The 26201-nt window shown below is 66.5% G+C and carries 21 protein-coding genes and 1 pseudogene; 7 read left to right on the top strand and 15 right to left on the bottom strand.

What is annotated here, in order from left to right:
- Positions 1-116: 116 nt before the first annotated feature.
- Positions 117-1076, bottom strand: coding sequence for a tripartite tricarboxylate transporter substrate binding protein (locus tag EAG14_RS06865; protein ID WP_121730344.1), 960 nt, complete (start codon positions 1074-1076; stop codon positions 117-119).
- 392 nt (positions 1077-1468) lie between these two features.
- On the opposite strand from EAG14_RS06865, the gene EAG14_RS06860 reads away from it, so the two are divergent.
- Positions 1469-2491: a LacI family DNA-binding transcriptional regulator gene (locus tag EAG14_RS06860; protein ID WP_121730343.1), complete on the top strand. Its 1023-nt coding sequence runs from the start codon at positions 1469-1471 to the stop codon at positions 2489-2491.
- Between the two features lie 130 nt (positions 2492-2621).
- Here EAG14_RS06860 and EAG14_RS06855 read toward each other — a convergent pair whose 3' ends face one another.
- From EAG14_RS06855 to EAG14_RS06835, 5 genes are all read right to left on the bottom strand, one after another.
- Positions 2622-6584, bottom strand: coding sequence for an IPTL-CTERM sorting domain-containing protein (locus EAG14_RS06855; RefSeq protein ID WP_162995927.1), 3963 nt, complete (start codon positions 6582-6584; stop codon positions 2622-2624).
- 401 nt (positions 6585-6985) lie between these two features.
- The gene (locus EAG14_RS06850) at positions 6986-9106 is read right to left on the bottom strand and encodes an alpha/beta hydrolase domain-containing protein (RefSeq protein ID WP_121728437.1); all 2121 of its coding nucleotides are present in this window, start codon (positions 9104-9106) and stop codon (positions 6986-6988) included.
- A 215-nt stretch (positions 9107-9321) separates the two neighbouring features.
- Positions 9322-10314, bottom strand: coding sequence for a tripartite tricarboxylate transporter substrate binding protein (locus tag EAG14_RS06845; RefSeq protein ID WP_121728436.1), 993 nt, complete (start codon positions 10312-10314; stop codon positions 9322-9324).
- A 48-nt stretch (positions 10315-10362) separates the two neighbouring features.
- Complete coding sequence (locus EAG14_RS06840) at positions 10363-10749, bottom strand: hypothetical protein (protein ID WP_240456960.1); 387 nt, start codon at positions 10747-10749, stop codon at positions 10363-10365.
- Positions 10746-12122 (bottom strand): acyclic terpene utilization AtuA family protein, encoded by a 1377-nt coding sequence (locus EAG14_RS06835; protein WP_121728435.1) that lies wholly within the window; start codon positions 12120-12122, stop codon positions 10746-10748. The genes EAG14_RS06840 and EAG14_RS06835 overlap by 4 nt, the downstream gene beginning before the upstream one ends.
- Before the next feature lie 85 nt (positions 12123-12207).
- Here EAG14_RS06835 and EAG14_RS06830 point away from each other — a divergent pair, with 85 nt between their 5' ends.
- The 4 genes from EAG14_RS06830 to EAG14_RS06815 all read left to right on the top strand — a co-directional run bounded on the left by EAG14_RS06830 (position 12208) and on the right by EAG14_RS06815 (position 15308).
- The gene (locus EAG14_RS06830; protein WP_121728434.1) at positions 12208-13113 is read left to right on the top strand and encodes a LysR family transcriptional regulator; all 906 of its coding nucleotides are present in this window, start codon (positions 12208-12210) and stop codon (positions 13111-13113) included.
- 228 nt (positions 13114-13341) lie between these two features.
- A complete protein-coding gene (locus EAG14_RS06825; RefSeq protein WP_121728433.1) occupies positions 13342-13590 on the top strand; it encodes a DUF3297 family protein in 249 nt (82 codons plus the stop codon).
- Positions 13591-13621: 31 nt separating this feature from the next.
- Positions 13622-14122, top strand: coding sequence for a ribonuclease HI family protein (locus EAG14_RS06820; RefSeq protein ID WP_121728432.1), 501 nt, complete (start codon positions 13622-13624; stop codon positions 14120-14122).
- Between the two features lie 196 nt (positions 14123-14318).
- Positions 14319-15308: a PhnD/SsuA/transferrin family substrate-binding protein gene (locus tag EAG14_RS06815; protein WP_240456959.1), complete on the top strand. Its 990-nt coding sequence runs from the start codon at positions 14319-14321 to the stop codon at positions 15306-15308.
- Between the two features lie 37 nt (positions 15309-15345).
- Here EAG14_RS06815 and leuD read toward each other — a convergent pair whose 3' ends face one another.
- Genes leuD through EAG14_RS06795 form a run of 4 tightly spaced genes read right to left on the bottom strand, consistent with a single transcriptional unit; the run spans position 15346 to position 19385 of the window.
- A complete protein-coding gene (gene leuD / locus EAG14_RS06810) occupies positions 15346-16008 on the bottom strand; it encodes a 3-isopropylmalate dehydratase small subunit (RefSeq protein WP_205603503.1) in 663 nt (220 codons plus the stop codon).
- Entirely contained in the window at positions 16005-17423 is a 1419-nt protein-coding gene (gene leuC, locus EAG14_RS06805; RefSeq protein ID WP_121730340.1) for a 3-isopropylmalate dehydratase large subunit, read from the bottom strand. The genes leuD and leuC overlap by 4 nt, the downstream gene beginning before the upstream one ends.
- Before the next feature lie 29 nt (positions 17424-17452).
- Positions 17453-18355, bottom strand: coding sequence for an alpha/beta fold hydrolase (locus EAG14_RS06800; protein ID WP_121728430.1), 903 nt, complete (start codon positions 18353-18355; stop codon positions 17453-17455).
- Positions 18356-18386: 31 nt separating this feature from the next.
- On the bottom strand, positions 18387-19385 hold the full coding sequence (locus tag EAG14_RS06795; protein WP_240456958.1) for a tripartite tricarboxylate transporter substrate binding protein: 999 nt from the start codon (positions 19383-19385) through the stop codon (positions 18387-18389).
- A 119-nt stretch (positions 19386-19504) separates the two neighbouring features.
- Here EAG14_RS06795 and EAG14_RS06790 point away from each other — a divergent pair, with 119 nt between their 5' ends.
- Positions 19505-20470 carry a LysR family transcriptional regulator gene (locus EAG14_RS06790; RefSeq protein WP_121728428.1) on the top strand — a complete coding sequence of 322 codons (966 nt, stop codon included), beginning with the start codon at positions 19505-19507 and terminating at the stop codon, positions 20468-20470.
- Here EAG14_RS06790 and EAG14_RS06785 read toward each other — a convergent pair.
- The 3 genes from EAG14_RS06785 to EAG14_RS06775 all read right to left on the bottom strand — a co-directional run bounded on the left by EAG14_RS06785 (position 20428) and on the right by EAG14_RS06775 (position 22976).
- Positions 20428-21081, bottom strand: a complete 654-nt coding sequence (locus tag EAG14_RS06785) for a hypothetical protein (protein ID WP_121728427.1) — start codon at positions 21079-21081, stop codon at positions 20428-20430. The two genes, EAG14_RS06790 and EAG14_RS06785, sit on opposite strands and share 43 nt — an antisense overlap.
- Positions 21082-21120: 39 nt before the next feature.
- The gene (locus tag EAG14_RS06780) at positions 21121-21771 is read right to left on the bottom strand and encodes a DUF1003 domain-containing protein (protein ID WP_121728426.1); all 651 of its coding nucleotides are present in this window, start codon (positions 21769-21771) and stop codon (positions 21121-21123) included.
- A 263-nt stretch (positions 21772-22034) separates the two neighbouring features.
- Entirely contained in the window at positions 22035-22976 is a 942-nt protein-coding gene (locus tag EAG14_RS06775; RefSeq protein ID WP_099656044.1) for a cation diffusion facilitator family transporter, read from the bottom strand.
- Between the two features lie 103 nt (positions 22977-23079).
- On the opposite strand from EAG14_RS06775, the gene EAG14_RS06770 reads away from it, so the two are divergent.
- Positions 23080-23445 carry a FlxA-like family protein gene (locus EAG14_RS06770; protein WP_121728425.1) on the top strand — a complete coding sequence of 122 codons (366 nt, stop codon included), beginning with the start codon at positions 23080-23082 and terminating at the stop codon, positions 23443-23445.
- 25 nt (positions 23446-23470) lie between these two features.
- On the opposite strand, the pseudogene EAG14_RS06765 reads toward EAG14_RS06770, so the two are convergent.
- Together EAG14_RS06765 and EAG14_RS06760 are read right to left on the bottom strand one after the other, a co-directional pair.
- A pseudogene (locus tag EAG14_RS06765) lies at positions 23471-25104 on the bottom strand (ABC transporter ATP-binding protein).
- Positions 25104-26180, bottom strand: coding sequence for an ABC transporter permease (locus EAG14_RS06760; protein WP_121730339.1), 1077 nt, complete (start codon positions 26178-26180; stop codon positions 25104-25106). Before EAG14_RS06760 ends, EAG14_RS06765 begins: the two are co-directional and overlap by 1 nt.
- Positions 26181-26201: the final 21 nt, after the last annotated feature.

Genomic DNA, 26201 nt, shown 5'->3' with positions numbered 1-26201 from the left:
ACAACAAAAGGGAACAGGAAGCAGAACGGGGCTGGGCAGGGAGCGGAGCACGCGGGGAATGCAGCAGCGGGCCAAATCGCCCACAGGCCTGCCCACCGCCCTGCCCCACGGCGTGCTCAGTCGAGCGAAATCTTTCCGGCCTCGATCACCCGCTTCCAACGCGCAGACTCGGCTTGCTGGAAGGCCGCGAACTGCGCCGGGGTGTTGACCACCATCTCAAAACCGATGGAGACAAACTGCTCGCGCACGGCAGGGTGGTTCAGCGCCTCGGCCACGGCGGCATAGGCGCTATCGCGAATGGCGGGGGGCAGGCCCTTTGGCGCCACCACGGCTTGCCAGGAGGTGACTTCGACGCTCTTCACGCCCGCCTCGGCCAGCGTCGGCACATCGGGCAGCACGGGCGAGCGCTGGGCACTGGTGATGGCCAGCGCTCGCATGCGCCCGTTCTTCACGTACTGCACGATGGCGTTGATGTTCTGGAACGACGCATCCACCTGCCCGCCGATCAAATCGGTGTGTGCGGGGGCGCCGCCTTTGTAGGGGATGTGCACCCCGCTGGTTCCCGTCTGCTGCCAGAACAGCTCAGCCGTCAGGTGGTCGCTACTGCCGCTGCCCGCCGAGGCAAAGCTCATCTTCCCGGGATGGGCCTTGGCAAAGGCGATGACATCGGCCACGGACTTGTGGGGCGAGTTGGCGGGCACCACCAGCACGTTGGGCGATTGCACGGCCACGGTGATGAGGTCAAAGTCCTTGAGCGGGTCGTACTGCAAACCTTTGAGCAAATGCGGCGTGATCGCCAGTGGACCGAGGGAGCTGACCAAGAAGGTGTAGCCGTCGGGCGCCGCCCGCTTCACAAACGTGGCGCCAATCGTGCCCGTGGCCCCGGCCCGGTTGTCCACCACCACCGACTGTTTCCACCGCTCGCTCAGCCGTGTGCTCAGGGCCCGGGCCACCTGGTCAGTAGAGCCCCCGGGCGGGAACGGCACCACCAACGTCACCGGCTTGTCGGGCCACGCCTGCGCATGGCACGCCATCGCGCTGCAGGCCAAGGCGGTCACCGCCAAAACGTTTTTCATCCATTGCATTGCTTGTCTCCTGATTGAAGGCTGTGCCGGCGGCGGGATGGGTCTCGGTGCGAGGCGGGCGACCTGGGTTCATTTCCCCGAAAATGACAACGTTGTCATTTTCAAATAAAAAAATAGACCCAATCCCACAGCTCCCGAAGCGCTCCGCTTCTACCCACATTTCAGCCTATTAAGTGATTGCACTGACTCGGTTGAAACCAGTCAGCCGCAGCAATGATAACGTTGTCATTTTTAAAATGTCAACCCTGCAGGACGGCGTGACAAAGGCCTGGCATGACCGACAATCCCACCCGGGCAGCGTGCAGCACGCCGCCCTCCCGCACTTTGCCTACCCTACGTTGCCCACCCTGTTAGAGCCGTTCACTGCAGAGCCATCGCGCCCCATGTCCTCGCCCACTCCCTTCAAAGCCGCCACGCTCCACGACGTTGCCCGTGTGGCCGGGGTGTCGCTCATCACCGCATCGCGTGCGCTGGGCAACCCCTCGCTGGTGTCTGAAAAAACCATCGCCCGCGTGCAGCAGGCGGTGCGCGAGACGGGCTACATCCCCAACCTGCTGGCGGGCGGGCTCAAGTCGCGGCGCAGCAAAACCGTGGCGGCGCTGGTGCCCGCCATCTCGGTACAGCAGTTTTTGCCCACGGTAGAGGCCCTGACCGAGGCTCTGGCCGCGCAGGGCTACCAGCTCATCCTGGGCCAAAGCGGCTACGACTACGCCCGCGAGGAAGACTTGCTCAACACCCTGATTGCGCGCCAGCCCGACGGCATCGTGGTGACAGGCCTGGTGCACTCGCCCAAGGCGCGCGAACGGCTGGGGCAGCTGCGCATTCCGGTGGTGGAGACCTGGGACCTGAGCGAGCGCCCGGTGGACATGGTGGTGGGCTTCTCGCACACCAAAGTGGGTGCGGCCATTGCCGGGTTCTTTTTGACCCACGGCTGGAGCCGCGTGGGCATTGCCACCGGCAACGACCACCGCGCCGCCTTGCGCCGCGACGGCTTTGTGGCCGCCATGGGCCGCGACGTGCCCACGGCCATGGTGCCCGCCCCCAGCAGCCTGGCCCTGGGCCGCCGCGCCCTGGCCGAACTGCTGGCCCAAGACCCCACCCTGCAGGCCGTGTACTGCAGCTCCGACGCCATGGCCCAGGGCGTCATCGTCGAAGCCCAGGCCCGGGGCCTGCGTGTGCCTGAGGACCTGGCCGTGTGCGGATTCGGCGACGCAGACTTTGCCCAGCACATGCACCCCTCCCTCACCACCGTGCACATCGACGGCGCACGCATCGGCCAACTGGCCGCACAGATGATCACCCAGCGCTGCCGGGGAGAGGCCATAGAACAGCCCATCGTGGATGTGGGCTTTTGGATTGCCGAACGGGAATCGACCGGCGGCCCGGGCCACACGCGCCCGGCGTGAGTGCCACGGCGGGACGGACGCCCACGCAGTGCACGCTGCACGGCAGCACATCCACGTTTCGCCCAGTTAATTTGCTCCTATTTTTATAGCTTTCAGCGCTTATACATAAAGCGCTAGCGGCATATTTTTCTTAAATACGGCGCCGCCGCAGCCCAGCCATGCCCAGGGCGGCGGCCAGCAGCGACATCAGCACCAACCCCCATTCGCTCAGCGCCGGAATGCCCTGCACCCCCGGCACCAGCAGCGGTGCAAACGGGTCGGCAATGGCGCCTGCCGCCGGGTCGTTGTCACCCACACCGTTGTCGGTGACAGAAAAACTCACGCTGTCGCCACTGATGCCTCCGTGCACAAACCAGGTCGCCGCAGCGCCTGCCGTGGGCGGGCCGTACTTGTATGGCGTCAGCCCGGCCAGGCGGCCTGCGGGGTAGTCCACACGCACGGACAGGGGGGCTGTGCCGCAGCCTGCGCCCGACGCCGTAAAGCGCAGCACACCCGTCGGTGCGGTGGCCCCTGCGGCCCCCCCGGCAGGGATGGTGGTGTTGATGCCTACCGTGCCCACGGTGCAGCCAGGTGGCGCACCGATCTGCACGGCGGCTGTGCCGCCACCAGGCAGCGCTACAGCAGGGTTGGTGTACACCTGGGGCGTGGCGCCTGCGCTGCTTGATGCAGAGCTGGTGCCCGCACTGCTGGTGGCTGTGGCGGTGAAGGCATAGGCCGTGCCGTTGGTCAGGCCACTGATGGTGCAGCGGGTGGCCGGTGCTGCCACGGTGCAGGTTCCGCCAGGCGCGCCGGTCACGGTGTAGCGGGTGATAGCCTGGCCACCGTTGCTGGCCGGTGCGGTCCAGCTCAGGGCTACCGCGCGGTCGCCCGGCGTGGCGGTCAAACCCGTGGGGGCATCGGGCACGGTCGCTGGCGTGGCTGTGGCACTGCCGATGGCGGGGCCTTCGCCTGCAGTGTTGGAGGCCCTGACGGTGAAGGTATAGGCCGTGCCGTTGGCCAAACTGCTGACGACGCAACCGGTGGCCGGTGGGCTCGCAGTGCAAGAGCCCCCAGGCGTGCCCGTGGCCGTGTAACCGATGATGGCGCTGCCGCCGTTGCTGGCTGGCGCCACCCACGCCAGCGCCACAGAGCCGTTGCCCGCAGTGGCCGTCAGGCCCGTGGGCGCCCCTGGCAATGCAGCGTCCACGGTTTGGTTCAGGGCACTGGCGGTGGCTGGGTCGTTGTTGGCATCGCCGCCATAGCTGGCTGTAACGGAGGTGGTGCCCACAGCAAGCCCGTTGAGCGTACAAGTGGCTGTATTGGCCGCCACCGCAGCCGTACACAGCGTGGTGGCCCCCACGCTGAACACCACTGTGCCCGTGGAGCTGAATGCACTGCCCAGGGTGGCCGTCAGCGCCACGCTGGCGCCATAGGCGCTGGGGTTGCTGCTGGATGCCAGGGTCAGGCTGGGAGCCGCCTTGGCCACCACCAACAGTTGTGACTTCACCGGCGACGGTGCCCAGCTTCCTTCGTCGAACACAGAGGTGGCCCGCAACGCCGCCGTCACGCCGCACAAGCTGCCTACCGAGGCGTTGCCCGTGGGCGTGGCCATGCCACCACTCACCGTGCAGATGCCGGGTGTCCAGGTGGAATACACCACCGACCCGCCGCCCCCTGCGCCAGAGTAATTCAGCCCACTGCCCCGCCCCAGCCTCGCCATGGGCAGCGGCCCGGCCGAAGCGGTGCCAGGGGTAAAGGTCAGCGACTGGGCCTTGCGCAGGTATACGGCCATGCCATTGCTGTCATTCGTGTTGCCGATGCCAAATTGGCCCACGGCGTTGGAGCCCCAACACTGCACGACGCCCGCCGTGGTGAGTACACAGGTGTGGCGCCCGCCCGCCGTGATCGATGCAACACCCGAAGCAAAGCCATTGACCGCCACAGGTGTCGCGTAGTACCCCCGGCCGCCAAGGCCTAACTGGTCCGATCCGTTGTCACCCCAACACTGCACGGCGCCTGCCGCGCTCAGCGCGCAAGTGTGGCCTTCACCGGCCGTGATGGCGGCAACGCCAGGGCCCAGGCCACTGACAGCCACCGGGGTGTTGCTGCGGGTGGTGCTTCCGTCCCCCAACTGGCCTGTGGCGTTGTTGCCCCAGCACTGCGCCACGCCCCCGGCGGTCAACGCACAGGCGTGCTCAAAGCCTGCCGTGATGGCGGTCGCGCCCGAGCCCAATCCGCTGACGCCCACAGGGGTGGTGCTGGTTGCGCCGCTGTGGCCCAGCTGGCCCATGCTGTTTTCACCCCAGCACTGCACCGCTCCCGCCACCGTCAACGCGCAGGTGTAGGCCCCGCCCGCCGCAATGGCGACAACGCCCGATCCCAACCCCGTGACCGCCACGGGGACGGCGCTATCGGTGGTGGTGCCGTCGCCCAACTGGCCGGGGTAGTTACGGCCCCAGCACTGCACAGCTCCTGCGGTCGTCAGCGCACAGGTGTGGTTGCGTCCCACCGCGATGGCCACAACCCCAGATCCGAGGCCAATGACAGCCACCGGCAGAGCGCTATCGGCGGTGCTGCCGTTGCCCAGCTGGCCGTAGTTGTTGCGGCCCCAGCATTGGGCCGCACCCGCCTTGGTCACAGCGCAGGTGTGGGCATCGCCCCCCCTGACGGCAGCAACCCCAGAGCCCAGGCCGCTGACAGCCACGGGGAGAGTGCGATCGGTGGTGCTCCCGTCGCCCAACTGCCCCTCCACGTTGCGACCCCAACACTGCGCCGCACCGCCCTCAGACCACCCGCAAGTGTGCAGGCCGCCCCCGGCGATGGCCACAGCCCTCGACCCCAGCACACTCACGACCACAGGGGTGGCACGGTTGGTGTGGCTGCCATCGCCCAACTGGCCAGCATTGGCGCCCCAGCACTGCAACGAGCCCACCGTGGTCAGCGCGCAGGCATGAAAGCCCCCCACCGCAATCGCAGCCACGCCCGCCCCCAGGCCAGTGACCGCCACCGGGCTCGCACGATCTGTGGTGCTGCCATCCCCCAATTGGCCGAAATCGTTAACGCCCCAGCATTGCGCCGCACCCGCCGCACTGACCGCGCAGCTTTGGTATTGGTTCGCCCCGATGGCAACAACCCCCGAACCCATGCCGTTGACGGCAACAGGGGTCGTGCGATTGCTTGTGCTCCCATCACCCAACTGGCCCATGCCATTGGAACCCCAGCACTGCATGGCACCCGCCGTAGTCAAAGCGCAAGTGTGAAGGCGCCCCGCCGCGACGGCGGCAACCCCCGAGCCCAATCCATGGACAGCCACAGGGGTCTCACGGCGCAGAACGGTGCCATCACCCAGCTGCCCCCCGGCAGAGCCCCAGCACTGCACCCCACCCGCCTGGGTCAGCGCGCAGGCGTGGAAGCTGCCCGCCACAACCGCGGCAATGCCAGAGCCCAGGCCGCTGACGGTCGCCGGGGTCACGCGATCGGTGGTGCTGCCGTCGCCCAGCTGGCCGTGGTAGTTGCTGCCCCAGCACTGCACCGCAGCAGCCGTGGTCAGTGCACAGCTGAAAAATTCGCCTGCCGTCACAGCGGCCACGCCCGCGCCCAAGCTGCCGACGGCTACGGGGGTGGTGCGGTGGGTGGTGCTGCCGTCGCCCAACTGGCCGCTGGCGTTATGGCCCCAACACCACACCGCACCCGCCGTGGTCAACGCACAGGTGTGAAGGCTGCCAGCGGCAATGGCGGCTACGCCCGAGCCCAGACCAGTGACGACCTGAGGGACGGTGCGAGTGTCCGTACTGCCATCGCCCAATTGCCCAAAGCCATTGCCACCCCAGCACCACACCGCGCCCGCCGAACTCAGCGCGCAGGTGTGGTAACTGCCCGCAACCACCTGGCTCACCGTATCGCCCAACAGCGTGGGCATGGCCCCTTGGGCCATTGCCGGGCCGCAAAAGCTGCCCACCACCGCCAGCCAAAGGACCAGCAGCCAGCGGCAAACACGCATCCAGAGCCCCCCAGCCCCAAACCGACGACGGCCCCGGCCATGCTGGAACGCACTGGCGTGCAGCGGAAAAAGTGCGGGGCCGCAGGCCGAATGCTGGAGGGCGGATGGGGTCATGCGAAGCTCTGTTTCACAGAGGAATTGGGTGGATGTCGGGTGCCGCATTGCAGCGGCCCGTGGTGTAACAGAGCCCTTTGCATTTGCAAAGAAAAAGATGACCAACATCGACCAACGCCAACGCCCGCAGCGGCAGGCGCAGCAGGGCGCCGAGACGGGCCCCGCGCGCGGGCACGGAGGTGCTTGCGCGGCGCGCAGCGGCCACCGAGAGTGGCCGCTGGCATCGTTGCAGAGAGAGAACCAGCCAGGGCATGGACGGGCCCTGGCGATGCATGCGCTGTGCAGTAGCTATTTATTTGATAGCTATCAGCGCTTTACCATCAAGCGCGAGAGCCTTGTCCAATCAAAAACCCAAGGCAGCGCAGCCTCCTCTCCAACAGGCAGGCGCCCCCCTGCGCTGACTACGGCAGCACCACCGTCGCCTTGGCCCGCGCAATCTGCAAGTCCGCATCACGCTGCAGCAGCAGGCGCTGGGCCACCAGCGCGTTGGCGGCGGCGGTCACGGCCGTTACGTAGCCGTCTTGCGTGCCATACAGCTCTTCCAGCGAGGGCCGTGCATCGCCCGCCGCGAGCCGCGCGGTGCGCGTCTTGTGGAAGGGGATGAAGCTGCCCGTGAGGTTGGCCAGGTCGGTGATGCCGGGCGTGGCCACGTAGTTGAACTCGATGCTGGTGCCCAGCGGCGCACGCGCCTCCACGCTGCGGATGCCTGCACGGGTCAAGCCTGTGGAGGCATCGACTTGCGGCACGAGGATGGCGTAGTCGCGGCCCAGGTTGCGCGGGGGCAGCACGGTGGCAATGCCTGCTTCGTCCTGCGGGACGTATTGCGGGCCAAAGTCAAACAGCGGGAAGTTGTTGTACAGGCCCCGGTAGCTGAAGTCCGGGATCGCCGTCTGCACGCCGCCCACGGCCCAGGTCAGCCCCTTCATGGCCGGGAAGGCCAGTGCCTCGGGCCGCACCAGCGTGCCGTCGGCCAGCTTGGGCACCTGGCTGGCGGGCGGCAGCGTGCCGCGCACCACCCAGTCTTCCAGGTTCAAGAACAGCGCACGGAAGGTGTCGTTGAAGTGCACCACGGTGCCCGTGGGGTAGGTGGCGCGGGTGGGCGCATAGGCAATGCTGGCCGTGCCCCCTGCCCCACCGTGCTGGGTGCTGGCGTAGTAGTAGATGCGTGCGTTGTCGGGCTGGGCCAGGTCTTTGGTGCCGTTGGCGTCGGTCAGCACGGGCGAGCCCTGCAGTTGCCAGAACTCGGTGCCCGACAGGCCCAGGAAGAACTTGGGGCAGGTGTTGGTGGCGGCGCAGCGCTTCATCACGCCGCCCTGGCGGCCGCTGATGTCGTCTGCGTAGTCCTTGTCCAGTCCACGCGGTGCCGTCTGGCCGAAGGCGGTGTGGTCGGTGCGCAGGCCCCCGCCACCACCGGGCACGGCAAAGCGGGTGTTGATGTTGGTCTGGCGCGCCGCCACGTGGGCGTACATGCCGTCGAACACCTTGCCACCATCGAGCGCCTGGTTGAAGCCCAGGTGCAGGAAGGTCTTCATCGCGTTGCCCGACTGCGAGGTGCCCTGCCCCAGCGTGTACTGGATGCGGCCCGCCAACGGGTTGGGAGTGCCATTGGAATCGGCCGCCTTGCTGCGGAAGAAGCTGACCGTGTCGCGCAAAGCGGCCAGGCCTACGCCCATGACCTTGGGGTCCTTGGCGACGTAGACCAGTTCGTACAGATACGCTGGGTCAAACCCGCCTTTGAGGCACACGCTGGTGGGGCTGGCCGTGCCGGGGAAGGCGTTGGTGACCGTGTCACAGGTGGCGAACTTCCAGTCGGCAGCCGCAATGGTGACGCGCGCATCCGTCTCGTTGGCGCGGCGGGTGAGTGAATAGCCGGGCTGTGTGTTGTCCAGGCTGGCGGGTTCGTACGGAATCATCGTGCCGTTGAACACGCCGCCGGGCAGCGCCATCGCGGCACTGGCCACGGTGGGCACCAGCTCGGCACGGTAAGGGCCGGTGATGCTGCTGCCGTCCTTGTTCTTGGCCACGGGCACCGTCACCGTCAGGCGCGCAGCGCTGCTCTTGGGCACATCGCCCTGCCAGGCCGAGTACAGCATCACGTAGCCACGCTCCAGGTACACCGCATCGCTGGGCGTGGCCGTGGGGTTGAGCAGGGTGAGGATGTTGCCGCGATTGGGTGCGTCGTAGCGCAACACGCCGCTGGCCTTGGCCATGTTCTTGGGCTTGAGCATGACGAACTCGGCCTTGTACTCGACCATGCCATTGGCATTGGTGGGGGCCAGGGCCAGGTCTTGAATCACGGCGTTCTTGGGGTCGGCCGGGTCCACCTCGCCGCTGAGCGTGCCTTTGACGGTTTCGTACTCGCCCACGTCGCCGTAGGTGCCGGGGAAGGCCTCGGTGGATGTGACCTCCAGCTTGAACGCTGGGGCTTTGGTGGGGGTGGAATCGCTTCCGCCGCACGCAGCCAGGGCGGCTGCAGCAGCGGCCGTGAGGGCCAGTTTGCCGAATGCATGAAGTTGCTTCATGTTGTCTCCTAGGGTTGGATGGATATCGCCGCAAGGGCGAGTTCTCTCTACGCAAAAGCGGCAGCGTCTGTTGCGCTGCTCATCGCTCACGTTGGGGTTGCGCAGGGCGCGGTAATGGCCTGCGGGCAAAGCTCCGCCCACACCGGCGGGCGGGCCGGTGGTGTAGCGCAGCTGTAGAAAAAAAAGGCCTGAGGAGGTTGCCTCAGGCCTTGGACTTATTCCGCCTCGATACCGGCGGCTTTGATCACCTTGCCCCACTTGAGGGTCTCGGCGGCCTGGAACTTGGCCAGGTCGGCTGGGGTGGTGGTCCAGGCCTCGGAGCCAGACATGTCGAAGAACGACTTGGCCGTGGCGCTCTTGGTGGCGTTCTGCATCAGCTCATTGAGGCGGGTGACCACGGCAGCGGGCGTGCCTGCGGGGGCGTAGGCGGCAAACCAGTAGCCCATGTCGTAGCCCTTGACGCCTGCCTCGTCGATGGTGGGCACCTCAGGCAGCTGGGGGCTGCGCTTTTGGGTGGAGTAGCCCAGCGCCCGCAGCTTGCCCGCGCTGATTTGCGGCATGCCGGTGGAGGTGTCGGTGATCATCAAGTCGATCTGCCCGGCCAGCAAGTCGGTGATGGCAAAGGGGTTGCTCTTGTACGGCACATGCAGGATGTCCACGCCCGCAAGCTGCTTGAACATTTCGCCCGCCACACGGCTCGATGCACTGCCGCTACCAAAGGTGAGCTTGCCGGGGTTCTTCTTGGCAAAGGCCACCAGGTCGCCCACGCTCTTGTGCGGCGATGCGGGGTTGACCACCAGCACCTGCCCGCCCTTGCCCAGGCCGGAGATGGGGGCGAAGTCTTTCACCGGGTCGTACGAGAGCTTTTTGTACAGGTGCTCGTTGGCGGCGTGCGTGGTGTTGGTGGTGATGAGGATGGTGTAGCCATCGGGCGCGGCCTTGGCCACCGCGGCGGCGGCAATCATGCCGCTGGCACCGGCCTTGTTGTCCACCACCACGGCCTGCTTGGTGTCGTTGGTGATGGACTGGCCCACGGCACGGGCCAGCTGGTCGGTGGCGCTGCCCGCAGCAAAGGGCACCACGAAGGTGATGGTCTTGGCCGGAAAGGTTTGCGCGGCAGCGGGTGCGGCGATGGACAAGGCCATCAGGGCACCGGCGGCGGCTGTCAGAGCGTGGCGTCGGTTCAAGGCAAAGCGGTTAGCGGGCATGTTGTCTCCTTCTGTTCTATGGGTCATGTCAAACGAAAACGGGGGGCATCACGTCGCAGGCCCGGCTAGGTGCTGGCGCAGCGCAGCGGGCACCTGCACCGGCAACGACAGCAGCCAGTAGCTCAGCGTCTTGCCGTGGCTGTCCAGGTTGAGGGCGTCGTTCACGCCGCCGTCCAGCACGTCGTCCAGCACCAGGTTCATGGCGTGCAACTGGGGCAGCAGGTAGCGGGCCACGCGGCTGGGTTGGCGGGCCGCAAAGTGGCGGGCCACGGCCTCTTCCGTCACTTGCTGCACCAGCACATCCCACAGCGCGGGGTGCCAGGCAATGACGCTGAGGTTGGAGCGGTTGCCCTTGTCGCCCGTGCGGCTGTGGGCCAGGCGGTAGAGGGGCACGGTGAGCATGGGGGCGGCCTCGGCAGTGCGCGTTTCGGTCATTGCAGGCCTCCTTCATTCCACATCTGATAGCCGGTAACCACGGCACTGCGCGGCACCAGGCACGACACGGTGCCCAGGCGCGGGCGCATGGCGGTGCGCACGCCACCGCCGCCCGCAGGGCCGCAGGTGTACAGAGCCGTCACCTCGCGCACCAGGCGCTGGGCGCTGGCGTGGTCGCGGTGCTGCAAGGCTACGCGCAGGCGCACATCGCGGGCTTCGTCCAGGCCCGCAGCAGGCGCATCCAGCCAGGTGCTGGCGTCGTCGCCCAGCACGCTGGTCACGCCAATCAAATCCACACGCACGGGGCCCAGGCCCTGCAGCCGCTCGCGCAGCACCTGGCCTGCCAGGCGGGCGCGGGCTTCGGCGCGCGGGCCTGCATAAGAGATTTCGCCTTCGGCAAACCAGCCGGATTCAAAGCACACATTCACTTTGAGCGTGGGCGGCTGCGGGTGGCCGCGCACACCTTCCAGCCGCACCGCATCGGGCCCCACGGGCAGCACTTGCGCGGTGGTGATGTCGGCCACCACATCGGGCGTGAGGTAGGCGGCGGGGTCGTGCAGTTCGTACAGCAGCTGCTCTTTCACCGTGCGCTCGTTGATGCAGCCGCCCGTGCCAGTGGGCTTGGTGATGGTGCAGTGGCCGTCGGGGTCGATCTCGGCAATCGGGTAGCCCAGCGTGGCCAGGCCGGGCACGTCTTTGTAGCCAGGGTCGGCAAAGTAGCCGCCGGTGACTTGCGCGCCGCATTCCAGCAGATGGCCCGCCATGGTGGCGCGGGCCAGGCGGTCCCAGTCGTCTGCCGCCCAGCCGTAATGCGCCATGGCCGGGCCCAGCACCAGCGATGGGTCGGCCACGCGGCCGCACACCACGATGTCAGCCCCAGCGCGCAGCGCATCGGCAATGGCCTGTGCGCCGATGTAGGCGTTGGCGCTGACGATGGGCTCGGTGGGCATCGCAGGGCCCAGGGCACGTTCGAGCAAGGCACGGTGGTGGGGGCCACTCAGGTCATCGCCACGCACCACGGCAATGCGCGGGGCGCGCAGGCCCAACTCGGCCGCCAGCTGGTGGATGCGGCGGGCGGCCCCGGCTGGGTTGGCAGCGCCAAAGTTGCTGACGATGCGCACGCCGTGCGCCAGGCAATCGGCCAGCACCGGCTGCAGCAAGTCCACCAGCAGGGGTTCGTAGCCCGCATCGGGCTGGGTGCGGCGTGCCAGCTGGGCCAGCGCCAGGGTGCGCTCGGCCAGGGTTTCAAAAATCAGCACAGCGGGTTGGCCGCTGGCGATGAGGGCCTGCACCACGGGCGCAGCGGCATCGGTGCGGTCACCCGAAAAGCCTGCCGCGCAGCCAATGCGCAGGTGGGGGATGTGTTGTGACATCGTTTGCTGTCTCCTGCGGTGCAATGTACGCAGGCTGCGCTATTCTGTGAAATCGATTGTTGCAATCAATCCATCCACAAAACAAATGAATGAGAACCCCGCCCTCTCCACCCGCCAGCTCGATGCCTTTGTGGCGCTGGCCGAGCACCGCAGCTTTACCCGCGCTGCCGTGCAATGCCACCTGTCACAGCCCGCGTTCAGCGCGCTGATCAAGGCGCTGGAGGACGAGCTGGGCGCGCGCCTGTTTGACCGCAGCACCCGGCATGTGGACCTGACGCCCGAGGGGGTGAACTTTCTCGAATCAGCCCACCGCATTCGCGCCGAGATGCGCGCCGCCGTAGCGGCCCTGCGCGATGCCGTGACCCTGCAACGCGGCCGCGTGGCCGTGGCGCTGCTGCCTTCGCTGGCGGCGGGCTGGCTGCCGCAGGTGCTGGCCAGCTACCAGCAGGCCCACCCCGGCATTGCGGTGGACATTGCCGATGTGTTGTCTGAGCCCTGCATTGACCGCGTGGCCAGTGGCACGGCCGACTTTGCCCTGGCCGCCATCCGCGCCGACACGCCCGCGCTGCAGGCCGAGCCGTTTTGCAGCGATGCCTTTTACCTGGTGTGCCCCGACGCCCACCCGCTGGCGCGGCGCAAAAAGCCGCTGGCCGTGGCCGACCTGGCCACCTACCCCTTCATCCACCTGGCGCGCAACAGCAGCGTGCGCCAGTACCTGGAGGCCGCCTTTCACCCCCAGAGCATGCACACCTTGATGGAGGTGGAGCAACTGGCCACCGTCACCGGCATGGTGCGGGCGGGCCTGGGCATCAGCGTGGTGCCCGCGCTCACGCTGTTTCACTTTCAGCAGCCGGGGGTGGTCACGCGCCCTTTGCCGTTGCCCGGTCTGCAGCGGCAGATTTACCTGGTGCGGCGGCGCGACCAAAGCCTGTCGGCCGCCGCGCAGTCGCTGTACGAGTGGGTGGTGGCGCGCAAGCCCCGGCTGGCTTGAATCAGGGAACGCAACGAAAACGCTATTAAATCAATAGCTGCTAGCGATTATCCATCAAGCGCTGCAAGCCATTTTTACTCAAAAATAAGCGACACAGACAGCCCGTGCGCCCCACCTCGCCCCCACCCAAAGGCCGGAAACCCCGCAGACTGGCAAGGCAAGCCCCGCACACCGGCCCGCAAATCCGCGAAAATCTCGCCCCTTAGCATTTCTCTCCATCCCGCCCCCATGACCGAAGCGACCGCAGCCCCCGCCCTGCCCGACCACCTCTCGTCCGACCCGCGCAGCCCCCACCACAACGCCGCCGTGTTCGAACACGACATCGGCATCCGCTTCAATAGCAAAGAGCGTTTTGATGTGCAGGAATACTGCATCAGCGAAGGCTGGGTCAAAGTGCCTTCAGGCAAGACGGTGGACCGCAAGGGCCAGCCCGTGATGATCAAGCTCAAGGGCACGGTCGAAGCGTTTTACCGCTGACCCGGCCCGGCGCAATCGCCTTCACGCCTGCATGGCCCAGCACCCCACTTTGCCCGTGGCGCAGCCTGCGCCGCCAGGGCTCTGGGTCATTCACTGCGATGGCAGCGCCATCCCCAACCCCGGCCGCATGGGGCTGGGAGCCACCCTGCTGGCCCCCGACGGGCAGCAGCACAGCCTGTCGCTCACCAGCAGCCTGGTGGGCTGCAACAACGAGGCCGAGCTGCGCGCCCTGATCGCTGCGCTGCAGCACGCCCACACGCTGGGTGCGCGGGCCGTGGCGGTGCACAGCGACAGCACCCTCCTCATCGAACAATTGCAGCCGCCGCAAGCCGATCAGCGTGCGCCCGCGCCCATTGCCCGGTTGGCCGAACTGTTTGACAGCGCACGCGCCTGGCTGGCACGCTTTGACAGCGTGCAGCTGCAGTGGATTCCGCGCCACCGCAACAGCGCCGCCGACACCCTGGCGCGTGCCGCCCTGGGCGCCCCCGCCAAGGTGGCGCCGCACCCGAGCCACAAGAAAAAGAAGCGCTGAAGCACCGCCGGACGGCCCCAGTACAGGCCCAGTACAGGCCCAGTACAGGTCTGTTGCAGGCCTGCACCGGCCCAGCTGTGTCGCAGTACCGTCACACAAAAGTCACAAAATTTACGTTTAGGCAACAATCCTCCTGCATACTTTGCCGGCTTGGCACCATCCGTCCAAGCCGCAAAAACTCATGGAGGAAAAACCAATGCGACGTGATGCACGCTGGGTGGTGCTTTTGGCAGGCACAACTGCGGTGCTCGGCACTGCCACAGCACAGAACAACAACGCAGCAGCCCAGGCCCGCGCCGCTGCCGCCAGCCCGGCCCCCAACTTTGCCAACAGCCCCCGCGAAAAGCTGGTGGTGGCCATGCCCAAGACCTACGCCAAGGCCGAAACCATGCTGCTGTGGGGCGACTACTTCAACCACCTGGCACGCTGCGGCAACCTGGATTTGCAGAACCAGCAAGGCGAGTCGCTGGAGCGCAGCTCCAACATCGACCTGCTGGGCGAAAAAGAGCTGATCGAAGGCATCACGTCAGGCAAGGTGCAACTGGCCCAGGTCAACCCCGGCCTGGTGCCGCAACTGGTGGCAGCGGGCCAGCCCACGCCGTTTGCCGTGCCGGGCAACAAGGCATCGGGCAAGCGCAACTCGTACCACCTGATCCTGATTGCGCGGGTGGACAGCCCCTTCAAGGAGCCCAAGGACCTGATCGGCAAGAAGATTGCCCACTCCACGCCCACCTCCAACTCGGGCAACCTGGCGCCGCGTGCGCTGTTCCCGGCCATTGGGCTGGTGCCGGACAAAAACTACGAGGTGGTGTTCTCCAACGGGCACGAGCGGTCGGTGACGGGCGTGATGCACGGCTTTTACCCCGCAGCCGCCGTGGCCAGCGACCTGTACCAGCGCATGGTGCTCAAGGGCGATGTGAAGGGATCGAGCATTCGCACCCTGTGGGAAAGCGCGCCCTTCATGACCGAGACCTGGACACTGGGCAAGACCGCCTCGCCCGATGTGCAAAACCGCGTGCAGAAATGCTCGTACGCCTACAGCTTCTCGCCCAAGCTCAAGCAGCTGCTGCCGGGCAACGACACCATGCTGCCCATCAACTTCGAGCGTGACTTTGCCACGGTGATGGAAGTCCACAAAAAGACCCAGGCGGCCCTGGCAGAAGCCAAGCCTGCGGCAGCCAAGTAAGGCGCTGCACGGGCACTGCCGGGCAGCGGTGGCGGGGCTAACCCACCAGTCGATCCCGGGTGCGCCGGGCCACATCGCGCACCCAGGGTTGGGCGGCCCAGTGCCGGTCTGCAAATGCACGGATGTGTTCGGCGTAAGTCAGCGAGGCGCCGATCACATCGAGCCCCTGCACAAACATGCGCTGGTGCCGGTCAGACAGCACAAAACCGGCGCTGTGCCCCGGGCTGCGCACCATGCGCTGCGACACGTCGATGGTGAGCGGCAGCGGGCCAGGCAGCGCGGCGGCCTCTGCCATGAAGGCCTGCACATCGGCCTCGTCCACCATGGCCAGCAGCAGCCGGTTGTTGAGGGCGTTGGAGTAAAAAATCTCGCCAAAGCTGGACGCCACCACCGCCTTGAACCCGTATTGCTGCATGCCCCACACGGCGTGCTCGCGGCTGGAGCCGCAGCCGTAGTTAGAGCCCGCAATGAGCACATCCACGCCAGCAAAGGCGGGTTGGTTCAACACAAAGTCTGCGCGGGGCTGCCCGCCCTCATCAAAGCGCAGGTCGTACAGCAGGCCGGGCGCCAGCCCCGCCTTGTCGATGCCCCGCAGGAACTGCTTGGGCATGATCTGGTCGGTGTCGAGGTTGGGCGTGGCCAGCACGGCGGCTTGGCCGTGAATCACGCGGTGGTCGGCAGTGTTTTTGTCGGTGGTCATGCGGCGGTCTCCAGGCTGCGGACGTCGGTGATGCAGCCGGTGACGGCGGCTGCGGCGGCCATGGCCGGGCTCATCAGGTGGGTGATAGCGCCGCGGCCCTGGCGGCCTTCAAAGTTGCGGTTGGTGGTGGATGCGCAGCGCTGGCCGGGGGCCAGCACATCGTCGTTCATGGCCAGGCACATGGAGCAGCCGGGCTGGCGCCATTCAAAGCCTGCGGCCACCAGGCGCGCGGCAATGCCCTCGGCCTCGGCCTGGGCCTTCACTGCGCCCGAGCCGGGCACGACCATGGCGCGCACGCCGTGGGCCACGCGGCGACTGCCAACGATACGGTCTACCTCACGCAGATCCTCGATGCGCGCGTTGGTGCACGAGCCGATGAACACATGCTGCACCGGCACGCCCACCAGCGGCTGGCCTGCCGCCAGCGCGGTGTAGCGCAGGGCCTGCTCGGCGCTGCTGCGCTGCACGGCGTCGGCCATGTCTTCGGGCCGGGGCACGGTGGCGTGGATGGCCATGGCCTGGTCGGGGCTGGTGCCCCAGGTGACGAAGGGGGCCACTTCGGCCGCATCAAACACATGCTCCACGTCAAACACTGCGCCCTCGTCGCTGCGCAGCGTGGCCCAGTGGGCCAGGGCCTGCATGCGCACGCTGCCGGTGACGTCGGGGGCCTTGGCCAGCACGTAGTCGATGGCGGTGGCGTCGGGGGCAATCAAGGCGCCACGCGCACCGGCTTCCACGGCCATGTTGCACAGCGTGAAGCGCGCCTCGACCGACAGGGCGCTGATGGCGCTGCCGCAGAACTCGACGACGAAGCCGCGCGCGCCCTGCGCGCCGATGCGGCTGATGATGAGAAGGATCAGGTCCTTGGCGGTGGTGCCCCTGGGCAGGCTGCCGTCCACGCGGATGCGCATGTCCAGGGCCCGGCGGTAGACCAGGGTCTGCGTGGCCAGCACGTGCTCGACCTCGGACGTGCCGATGCCAAAGCCCAGCGCGCCCAGGGCGCCATAGGTGGTGGTGTGGCTGTCGCCGCAGATGATGACCATGCCCGGGCGCACCATGCCGTGCTCGGGCGCAATCACGTGCTCAATGCCCTGCAGCGGGTCGTTGGTGTCGAACAGCGGGATGCCGTGGCGGTCGCAGTTGGCCTTGAGGTTGCGGGCCTGCAGGGCCGAAGGCGGGTCTTGAATGACCCGGTGGCGCACCGGGTGCGTGGGGATGATGTGGCTCACCACCGCCACGTTCTGCCCCGGCACGGGCACGCCGCGCCCCGCCTCGTGCAGGCCCGCGAAGGCCTGGGGGCTGGTGTATTCGTTCATCAGGTGCAGGTCGCAAAAGAGCAGCACGTTCTGTTCGTCCAGAACGGCCACGGTGTGCGATGCCACCAGCTTCTGGTAAAGCGTTGCGGGCGTGGTCATGGTCATCGTGGTGGGTGTGGGGGAATGAATTACTGGCCTGCGAGCAGGAAAGGCAGGGCTGCGCCGAGCAGCGCATCGGGCGCTTCTTCGGCGATGTAGTGGCCGCAGGGCAGCGCATGACCGCGCACGTCGGCCGCCACGCGCTGCCACTCCTTGAGCGGCTCAAAGCACTGGTGCACCACGCCCTGCTCGCCCCACAAAGCCAGCAGCGGCATGGCCAGCTGGCGGCCCGCATCACGGTCGGCGCGGTCGTGCACCAGGTCGATGCCTGCGGCGGCGCGGTAGTCCTCGCAGATGCCGTGGGCCGTGCCAGGCAAGGTCAGGCAGCGCACGTACTCGGCCAGGGCCCGGGGGTCGAACGGTGCCAGACCTGCGCTGCGCCGACCCATCACGTCGCGCAGGTAGGCGGCAGGGTCGGCCTCGATCAGGCGCTCGGGCAGCGGCGCGGGCTGGATCAAAAAGAACCAGTGCCAGTAGGCGCGGGCGAAGGCATTGCTGGTTTGCTCGTACATGGCCAGCGTGGGCGCAATGTCCAGCAGCACCATGCGCTGCACGGCATCCGGGTGGTCGGCCGCCAGGCGGTGGGCCACGCGGGCGCCTCGGTCGTGGGCCAGCACGGCAAAGCGCGGGTGGCCCAGGTGCTGCATCACAGCCAGCATGTCGGCGGCCATGGTGCGTTTGCTGTAGAGCAGGTGCTCCGCGTCGCCCTCCGGCTTCGCCGAGTCTCCGTACCCGCGCAGGTCCGCCAGCACCAGCGTGAAGTGCTGCGCCAGCACGGGTGCCACCTTGTGCCAGATGGCCGAAGTCTGCGGGTGCCCGTGCAGCAGCAGCAAGGGTGGGCCCGAGCCACCGACAAGTGCATGGATGTGTTGGCCATCGGGCGTGGACACGCGGTGGGGAGTGAAGCCGGGGAAAAGCGGAGCGGTGGTCATGGTTGTGAGGCAATGTGGAAGGCGAGCCCGCTCACTCGGCGGTGATGCCGCGCTCTTTGATCAGTTTGGCCCACTGGGGCATTTCCTGCTCCAGCCGGGCGCGGGCCTGCTCGGGGGTGGAGGGGATGGGATCGAATCCATCTTTGGCCATGCGCTCCTTCAAGGCGGGGGTGCCCAGCGCCTGGTTGAGTGTGGTGTTGAGCTTGTCGATGATGGGCCGGGGCGTGCCAGCGGGTGCGAAGACGATGAACCAGGTTTCGAAGGCGTAGCCCGGCAGGCCTGCCTCCGCGATGGTGGGCACCTCAGGCATCAGGGGCGAGCGCTTCGTGCCCGTGACGCCCAAGGCGCGCAGCTTGCCCGCCTGCACATGCGGTTGCGCGGCCGACAGCACAGGAAAGCTCATCGCCACCTGGCCTGACATGGTGTCGATCATGGCCGGGCCGCCGCCGCGGTAGGGGATGTGCACGATGGGCGTGCCTGCCACGGCCTTGAACAGCTCGGCCGACATGTGAAAGGTGCTGCCCGCCCCGGCCGAGCCATAGGAATATTGCCCCGGCTTGGCCTTGAGCAGTGCGATGAGCTCCTTGAGATTTTTCGCTGGCAAGGCGTTGTGAACCACCAGCACATGCTGCGAGCTGGCCACCATGCCAATGGGCGCCAGGTCCTTCAAAGTGTCATAGGGCATCTTGGCCGTGAGGCTGGGGTTGATGGCCAACGACACCGTTTGCAAGCCGATGGTGTAGCCGTCTGGCGGCGCCTTGGCCACCATGTCCACACCAATGTTGCCGCCCGCACCGCCCTTGTTCTCGATGAACAGCGAGGCGCCCAGGGCCTTGCCCCATTCGTCCGTCACCAGCCGCGCGGCAATGTCGGCACTGCCACCGGGCGCGTAAGGCACCACGAGCTTGACGGCGCGGGCGGGATAGGCCTGCGCCCAGGCGCCTGCAGCGGCCCCCAAAGCCAAGGCGGCGGTCACCAGGGTGCGGCGCGCCAGCACAGGTACAGGGCAGCGGCGGAAGGATGCGTTCATGGGTTTGTCTCCTGCAGGTCTTTTTGTTGGGTCTGGGCATCTTATGAGTGCATTGCATCGGCATAAAGTCATTCAAAATCACTTCATTCGTAAATCAAAAGCATTAATCACCCCACCCCATGGACGCGTTTTCAGACCTGCGCTTTTTTGCCTTGCTGATGAAAGAAGGCAGCCTCGCTGCCGCCGCGCAGCAAATGGGCATCACCCCGCCTGCGGCCAGCCGGCGCCTGGCGCAGCTGGAGCACCGGTTGGGCGTACGCCTGCTGCACCGCACCACGCGGCGCATGGCACTTACGCCAGAGGGCGAGAGTTACCTGCTCGAAGGCACCCGCATCCTGGCCGACCTTGATGCGCTGGAGCGCACCGTGGCAGGCGCCCGCAGCACGCCACGGGGCCTCATCAAACTGGCTGCCACGCTGGGCTTTGGCCGTGTGCACCTGGCCCCTGCCCTGTCGGCCTTTGCCCAGGCCTACCCTGAGGTGGAGGTGCAACTGCACCTGACCGACCGCCCCATCAACCTGGTGGAGCAAGGCTTTGACGCTGCCGTGCGCTTTGGCGATTTGCCCGATTCGCGCCTGACCGCGCGCCGCCTGCGGGCCAACCGGCGCGTGCTGTGCGCCGCCCCCAGCTACCTGGCCCGCGCCGGCACACCGCAGCAACCCGCCGACCTACTTGGCCACCAGTGCATCGTGATCCGCGAAAGCGACGAGACCTACGGCACCTGGCACCTGAGCCAGGGCCCGCGGCAAGAAACGGTGAAGGTGCGCGGCATGCTCAGCACCAACGATGGCGGCGCCGCCACCACCTGGGCGCTGGATGGCCGGGGGGTGTTGCTGCGCTCAGAATGGGACGTGGCCCCGCACTTGGCCACAGGGCAGCTCATCGCCGTGCTGCCCGCCTGGCAGTTGCCACCGGCCGATGTGATGCTGGTGTACCCCACGCGCAGCGACCTGTCGGCCAAGACGCGGGCGCTGGTGGATTTTTTGGGCACCTGGTTTGCCCGCAACACCCTCCTCCGCCCCCAGAGGCAGATACACCACCGTCAGGGTGATGGCGTGGGGTGCCCTGCCACATGCAGCGTGTGAAACGGCATGTGGTGCATCAGCTCGCGCAGCAGCAACAAGGCGGCGAAAAACGATGCTCGCTCGGGCAGGCCTTCGCTGGCGGCAGGCCGACCCTGGGCAACGTAGGTGAGGCGCTGGAACAACCGCTCCATGGCGTCCAGTGCCAGCACCTGGTCGGCGGCGGCGGGCACACCAGCAAGCCCAGCCAGTTCGGCCAAAGCCTCGTCGGCACTCCACCACGCCACAGGCCCACCAACCGTCTGGGCCGCATCGGCCCAAGGCTGGTACTGCTGGTGCGCAAGGTACACCTCGTCTTCCACATGGGCGATGGCTGTCTCCAGATCCAGCGGCGAAGGAATGGCAGCACGAAAAAAGCGCTGCGCCGTGGCCTCCATCCCCAAGGGCAACACCAACAGGTGCGCTGGGCGTGCCTCAGCAGGGCTCCACAAGCACACCTGCGCGGTGTGTGCCCCCAGGTGCAGCAGCGCGAGGGGCTGTGCGGGCGCGGTGGGCGTGCCCTCCATCCTCATGCGCTCGATGAGCTTCGCAGCCCACGGCGGCAAATCGGCCACCACGCTGGGGGCCAGCGTTGCGCTGGGGCTTTGAAGCGGTTCGTGAGAGTGTGTGGGCATGGCGTGTCGGGGTGTATCCAAGAACCTGCGCAATGCACTTTACGGCGGTGTCTGGGCGTGAGTTTGCGCGCTGGTGCCCAGTGGCTGCGCCTCTGACGGAGGCAGGCCGTGGCGAATGCGCTCGTGCATCTCGACGGTAAGTGCCTCAATGCGTTCCGTCAGCTGCTTGGTCAGCTCGGTCAGGCGGGTGTTTTGCTCTAGCAGCTCCAGCATCTGGGTGGCGTTTTGCGCAGCGATCAACTGGCGCTGTTCGTTGGCCACGGCCAGGGCCTCGCGGTGCTGGGCATCGGCCTCGGCGTGCATTTTGTCGCGGGCGGCCTGCCGGGTTTGGGCCAGCAAGATCAAGGGCGCAGCATAGGCCGCCTGCAGGCTGAAAGCCAGGTTCAACAAAATGAAGGGGTACACATCAAAGTGCAGCCACCCCGCAGAGTTGACGATGATCCACACGGCCACCACCACGGTCTGCGCGCCCAGGAACAACGGGGTTCCAAAAAATCGGGCAAAAGCCTCGGCCCGCAGGGCAAACTGGTCGGCCCCAAACGTAGGGGCCAGATGCGCATGCTGCGAGTGGTAACGCCGGTGCTCGGCCCCGGCCGCTGCGATGGCCCGCGCACCCGTTTGCGTGGCTGTGGCGGGGGCGCTGTCTGGCCCCTGGCCAGGCTTACCTGACGGGCCTGCGGGATGGTTCATGCCGATACCTTTCGCACCATGGAGTGATCACCCACGCATGGCCGTGGCTGGCAATGCGCGTTGGGCAGGGTTTGAGAACCTGTTCAAAGAACGTCTGGGCCTAGTGTCCTGCATAGCCCTCGCGAGGCGGTGGTAGTGCGGATCGGGATGGGTCGCAAGGCGCTTTTTGGCAGCCAATAGCCGGGCTATTGGCAAGAAAAGCAACGCAGCGAACCGCCCGAAGCAGCACTGCCACAGACCGCAGGGAGTCATGCAGGGCATCCCTATGGCTTGAGCGTGTGGTCCAGATCGGGTTTGCGCCAAGGGTCCACATGCGTCATGAGGTTGAGCACCCGGTGGCGCTGCATGACGCGCTGGCGCGCCAGCACGGCAATGTCGTGCCCGGCCTCCACGGTGATGCGGGCGTCTACCTCCAGGTGGGCGTCCACCACCACCATGTCGCCCATTTTGCGCGTGCGCACATCGTGCACGCCTGCCACGCCGGGGGTGTCCAGCAGGGTCTGGCGAATGGCCTGCACCTCTTGCTCGTCCACCGCGCGGTCCATCAGGTCGTGCATGGCGTCCCAGCCAAACTCCCAGCCCATCTTGCCCACCATGAAGCCCACGATCAAGGCCGCAATCGGGTCGAGGATGGGGTAGCCCGCCAGGTTGCCCGCAATGCCCACGCCCACCACGAGCGATGAGGCAGCATCCGACCGCGCATGCCACGCGTTGGCCACCAGCATGCTGGACTTGACCCGTTTGGCCACGGCCAGCATGTAGCGAAACAGCAGCTCCTTGCCCAGCAAGGCACCGCCCGCCACCCACAGGGCCACGGCGTGCACCTGGGGCACGGTGTCGGGGTTCTCCAGCTTCAGCACGGCCGACCACACCATGCCCACACCCACGGCCAGCAGCAGCAAGCCCAGCACCAACGAGGCTGCGGTCTCAAACCGCTGGTGACCATAGGGGTGGTCTTCGTCGGCGTCTTTTTGCGAGTGGTGGTTGGCAAACAGCACCACAAAATCAGCCACCAGATCGGACAACGAGTGGATGCCGTCGGCAATCAAGCCCTGCGATTTGGACAGCACGCCCACCACGATCTGCACGGTACTGAGCACCAGGTTGACCACCACGCTGACCCAGGTGCTGCGCGAGGCGGCAGCGGCGCGCTCTTGGGGCGTGTGCTGGGTGTCTTCGCTGTCGTCAAGTTCGTTGAAGTTCATGGGCGGTGATTCAAATTCCGTGAAGCACCACAGGCTACACGCCCAGTCTTAAGAATGCATTGAGGCCCGTTCAGTTTTGCGCAAATATGCCGATAACCCAGGCATGCAAGTCTCTAGCGCCTCCTCCACCAGCAGCGCATCGGGCGCCCAGTCCTCCAGCGAAATCGCCAAGCTGCAAAAGCAACTGCGCCAGTTGACCGACGAACTCAAAGGCGTGGCCACCTCTGACCTGGACGCCAAGGCCAAAAAGCAAAAGGTAGAGGCCCTGCAAGCGCAGATCCAGATGGTGCAGGCGCAAATTGCAGCCATTCAGCGCCAGAACCAGCAAGAGCAGATTGAAAAGCAAAAGCAGGCCGAGCTTGCCAAGGCACAAAAAGCCGCTGAAACCCAGGCCAAGCAAAACAACAGCGCCACGCCCGGCCGCCAACGCACACCCGGCCTGGGCGACAACGTAGACACCTTCGCCTGACCGCCGCCCGACCGCTTGCCGCGAACTACGTTTTCGAAGCGACCATCGTGGCTGCAGCCACGAGCTTTTGCGTGTAGGGGTGTTCCGGTTGGTTCAGCACGGCATCGACCGTCCCGCACTCCACGATGGCGCCGTCTTTCATCACCAGCACGTCGTGCGCCATGGCGCGGATCACCTCCACATCGTGCGTGATGAGCAGGTAGCTCAAGCCCTTTTCACGCTGCAGGCGCTGCAGCAAGGCCAGCACCTGCTGCTGGATGGTCACATCGAGCGCGCTGGTGGGCTCATCGAGCACCAGCACCTGGGGCTGCACGATGAGGGCTCGGGCCACCGCCAGCCGCTGGCGCTGGCCGCCTGAAAATTCGTGCGGGTAGCGCGCCAGCAAGCCGGGGAATTGCGCCTCGGTCAGGCCCACCTCGGCCAGGGCTGTTTCCACGCGGCGGCGGCGCTCGGCCACCTCCATCGCAGGCTCGTGCACCCATAGGCCCTCGCCCACGATTTCTTCCACCGTCATGCGTGGCGAGAGCGACGAAAACGGGTCTTGAAACACCACTTGCACCCGCCGGCGCAAGGCCTGGTTGGCCGGGGTGTTGCGCGTGGCGGGCTGCTGCCACGCCTGGCCGTTGACCTGCAAATCGCCCCCCGACGGCAGCAGCCCCAAAATGGCCTGCGCCAGGGTGGACTTGCCCGAGCCTGATTCGCCCACCACCCCCAGTGTTTGCCCAGGCAGCAGTTGCAAATCAGCCCCCTGCACAGCCACAAACTCGCCCTTTTTGAACCAGCCCCGCACGCCGGGCAGGGGCGTGGGGTAGGTCACGCGCAGCTGGCGCGCCTGCACCACGGGCGGCGTGCCTGCGGGCGGGTCCGCCTCGACCACATCGCGCCGTGGCTGGCTGGCCAGCAGGCGGCGGGTGTAGGCATGCTGCGGGTTGGCAAACACCTCGGCCACCGCGCCCTGCTCTACCAGCACCCCCTGCTCCATCACGGCAATGCGGTCGGCAAAGCGGCGCACCAGGTTCAGGTCGTGCGTGATGAGCAGCACGGCCATGCCGGTCTGGCGCTGCAGCTCAGAGAGCAGGTCCAGAATCTGGCCGCGCAGCGTCACGTCGAGCGCGGTGGTGGGCTCGTCGGCCAGCAACAGTTTGGGGCTGCTGGCCAGGGCCATGGCGATCATGGCGCGCTGGCGCTGGCCACCCGAGAGCTGGTGCGGAAAGCTGTTGGCGCGGCGCGCGGGCTCAGGGATGCCGGTTTTTGCTAGCAATTCAATAGCTGCTTGCGCACATTGCGCGCCCGTCAGGCCCTTTTTGAGCAACAAAATCTCGGCAATCTGCTGGCCAATGGTCATCAGCGGGTTGAGGGCCGTCATGGGCTCCTGAAAGACCATCGCCACATCCCCCCGCGCACGCCGCGCATCTCACGCTCGGTCAGGGCCAGCAAGTCGCGCCCGGCAAACGATGTCTGGCCCGAGACTGCTGCATCGCCTGCCAAACGCAGCAAGCTCAAAGCGGTGATGGTCTTGCCCGAGCCAGACTCGCCCACCAGCGCCAGCTTTTCACCGGGGGCGATGTCAAAGTTCACGCCACGCACCACCTCTTTGGTGCCAAAGCGAACGCGCAGGTCCGCGACCTGCAGCAGGGGTGTATTCACAGGCTGTGGCATCACTGGTCAGCCTTTCGTGGGTCGAGCGCATCGCGCAGGGCATCGCCCATGAATGTCAAAAGCAGCAGGGTCACCACCAACACCGCAAAGGTAGACAGCGAAATCCACCACGCATCAATGCTGTTCTTGCCCTGGCTCAGCAGCTCGCCCAAGCTGGGTGTGCCGGGCGGCACGCCCAGGCCCAGAAAATCCAGCGAGGTGAGCGCGAGGATGGCCCCGCTCATGCGAAACGGCAAGAAGGTGACCACCGGCGTGAGGCTGTTGGGCAGGATGTGGCGCCAGATGATTTGCAGGTTGCTCACGCCGAGGGCGCGTGCGGCCTTCACGTAGTCAAGCTGGCGGTTGCGCAGGAACTCGGCACGCACATAGTCCGACAGGCCCATCCAGCCAAACAGGCTCAGCAAAATCAGCAGCAACGCAATGCTGGGGGCAAACACGGCGCTGAAGATGATGAGCAAATACAGCTCGGGCATGGAGCCCCAGATTTCAATGAAGCGCTGAAAGGCCAGGTCCGTCTTGCCCCCAAAAAAGCCCTGGATGGCGCCCGTGACCATGCCCAGCACCACCCCGGTGGCCGTGAGCGCCAGGCCAAACAGCACACTGACCCGAAAGCCGTAGAGCAGCTGCGCCAGCAAGTCACGCCCCCGGTCGTCCGTGCCCAGCCAGTTGTCGGCCGTGGGGGCCGACGGGTTGGGTGACTTGGCAAAGTAGTTGAGCGTGTTGGGGCCGTAGGGGTTCAGGGTGTACAGCGCCCAGTTGCTACCTGCGGAGAGGCGCTCTTTGATAAAAGGGTCCAGGTAATCCGTGGGGGTCTCAAAGTCGCCGCCAAAGGTCTTCTCGGGGTAGTCCTTGAGCATGGGGAAGTAGGTCTGCCCCTCGTAGCGCACGATGAGCGGCTTGTCGTTGCTGACCAGCTCGGCACACAGGCTGACCAGCACCAGGGCGCAAAACAGCCACAGGCTCCAGTAGCCCTGCCGGTTGCGCTTGAAGCGCAGCCAGGCGCGGCGGGAGGGGGACAGCGACGCGGGCGCAGCACTGGCAGAGACAGAAGGTAGAGAAGGTGTGGTGGAACCCATGGTGCGGATGGTTGCCTGCTT

The organism is Acidovorax sp. 1608163, from assembly GCF_003669015.1.
In the GTDB taxonomy this organism is placed as follows: Bacteria; Pseudomonadota; Gammaproteobacteria; order Burkholderiales; family Burkholderiaceae_C; genus Acidovorax.
The sequence above is the reverse complement of the archived record's forward strand: the minus strand, read 5'-3'. Positions and strand labels throughout refer to the sequence as shown.

Excerpts from the sequence above, each read along its gene's own strand:
- EAG14_RS06820 (WP_121728432.1), top strand. The coding sequence starts at position 13,622 with ATGGCCCAGCACCCCACTTTGCCCGTGGCGCAGCCTGCGCCGCCAGGG.
- EAG14_RS06825 (WP_121728433.1), top strand. The coding sequence starts at position 13,342 with ATGACCGAAGCGACCGCAGCCCCCGCCCTGCCCGACCACCTCTCGTCC.
- EAG14_RS06815 (WP_240456959.1), top strand. The coding sequence starts at position 14,319 with ATGCGACGTGATGCACGCTGGGTGGTGCTTTTGGCAGGCACAACTGCG.
- EAG14_RS06855 (WP_162995927.1), bottom strand. The coding sequence starts at position 6,584 with ATGACCCCATCCGCCCTCCAGCATTCGGCCTGCGGCCCCGCACTTTTT.
- EAG14_RS06790 (WP_121728428.1), top strand. The coding sequence starts at position 19,505 with ATGGACGCGTTTTCAGACCTGCGCTTTTTTGCCTTGCTGATGAAAGAA.
- EAG14_RS06780 (WP_121728426.1), bottom strand. The coding sequence starts at position 21,771 with ATGAACCATCCCGCAGGCCCGTCAGGTAAGCCTGGCCAGGGGCCAGAC.
- leuC (WP_121730340.1), bottom strand. The coding sequence starts at position 17,423 with ATGACCACGCCCGCAACGCTTTACCAGAAGCTGGTGGCATCGCACACC.
- EAG14_RS06770 (WP_121728425.1), top strand. The coding sequence starts at position 23,080 with ATGCAAGTCTCTAGCGCCTCCTCCACCAGCAGCGCATCGGGCGCCCAG.
- EAG14_RS06865 (WP_121730344.1), bottom strand. The coding sequence starts at position 1,076 with ATGAAAAACGTTTTGGCGGTGACCGCCTTGGCCTGCAGCGCGATGGCG.
- EAG14_RS06775 (WP_099656044.1), bottom strand. The coding sequence starts at position 22,976 with ATGAACTTCAACGAACTTGACGACAGCGAAGACACCCAGCACACGCCC.
- leuD (WP_205603503.1), bottom strand. The coding sequence starts at position 16,008 with ATGACCACCGACAAAAACACTGCCGACCACCGCGTGATTCACGGCCAA.
- EAG14_RS06760 (WP_121730339.1), bottom strand. The coding sequence starts at position 26,180 with ATGGGTTCCACCACACCTTCTCTACCTTCTGTCTCTGCCAGTGCTGCG.
- EAG14_RS06830 (WP_121728434.1), top strand. The coding sequence starts at position 12,208 with ATGAATGAGAACCCCGCCCTCTCCACCCGCCAGCTCGATGCCTTTGTG.
- EAG14_RS06845 (WP_121728436.1), bottom strand. The coding sequence starts at position 10,314 with ATGCCCGCTAACCGCTTTGCCTTGAACCGACGCCACGCTCTGACAGCC.
- EAG14_RS06795 (WP_240456958.1), bottom strand. The coding sequence starts at position 19,385 with ATGAACGCATCCTTCCGCCGCTGCCCTGTACCTGTGCTGGCGCGCCGC.
- EAG14_RS06800 (WP_121728430.1), bottom strand. The coding sequence starts at position 18,355 with ATGACCACCGCTCCGCTTTTCCCCGGCTTCACTCCCCACCGCGTGTCC.
- EAG14_RS06860 (WP_121730343.1), top strand. The coding sequence starts at position 1,469 with ATGTCCTCGCCCACTCCCTTCAAAGCCGCCACGCTCCACGACGTTGCC.
- EAG14_RS06835 (WP_121728435.1), bottom strand. The coding sequence starts at position 12,122 with ATGTCACAACACATCCCCCACCTGCGCATTGGCTGCGCGGCAGGCTTT.
- EAG14_RS06840 (WP_240456960.1), bottom strand. The coding sequence starts at position 10,749 with ATGACCGAAACGCGCACTGCCGAGGCCGCCCCCATGCTCACCGTGCCC.
- EAG14_RS06850 (WP_121728437.1), bottom strand. The coding sequence starts at position 9,106 with ATGAAGCAACTTCATGCATTCGGCAAACTGGCCCTCACGGCCGCTGCT.
- EAG14_RS06785 (WP_121728427.1), bottom strand. The coding sequence starts at position 21,081 with ATGCCCACACACTCTCACGAACCGCTTCAAAGCCCCAGCGCAACGCTG.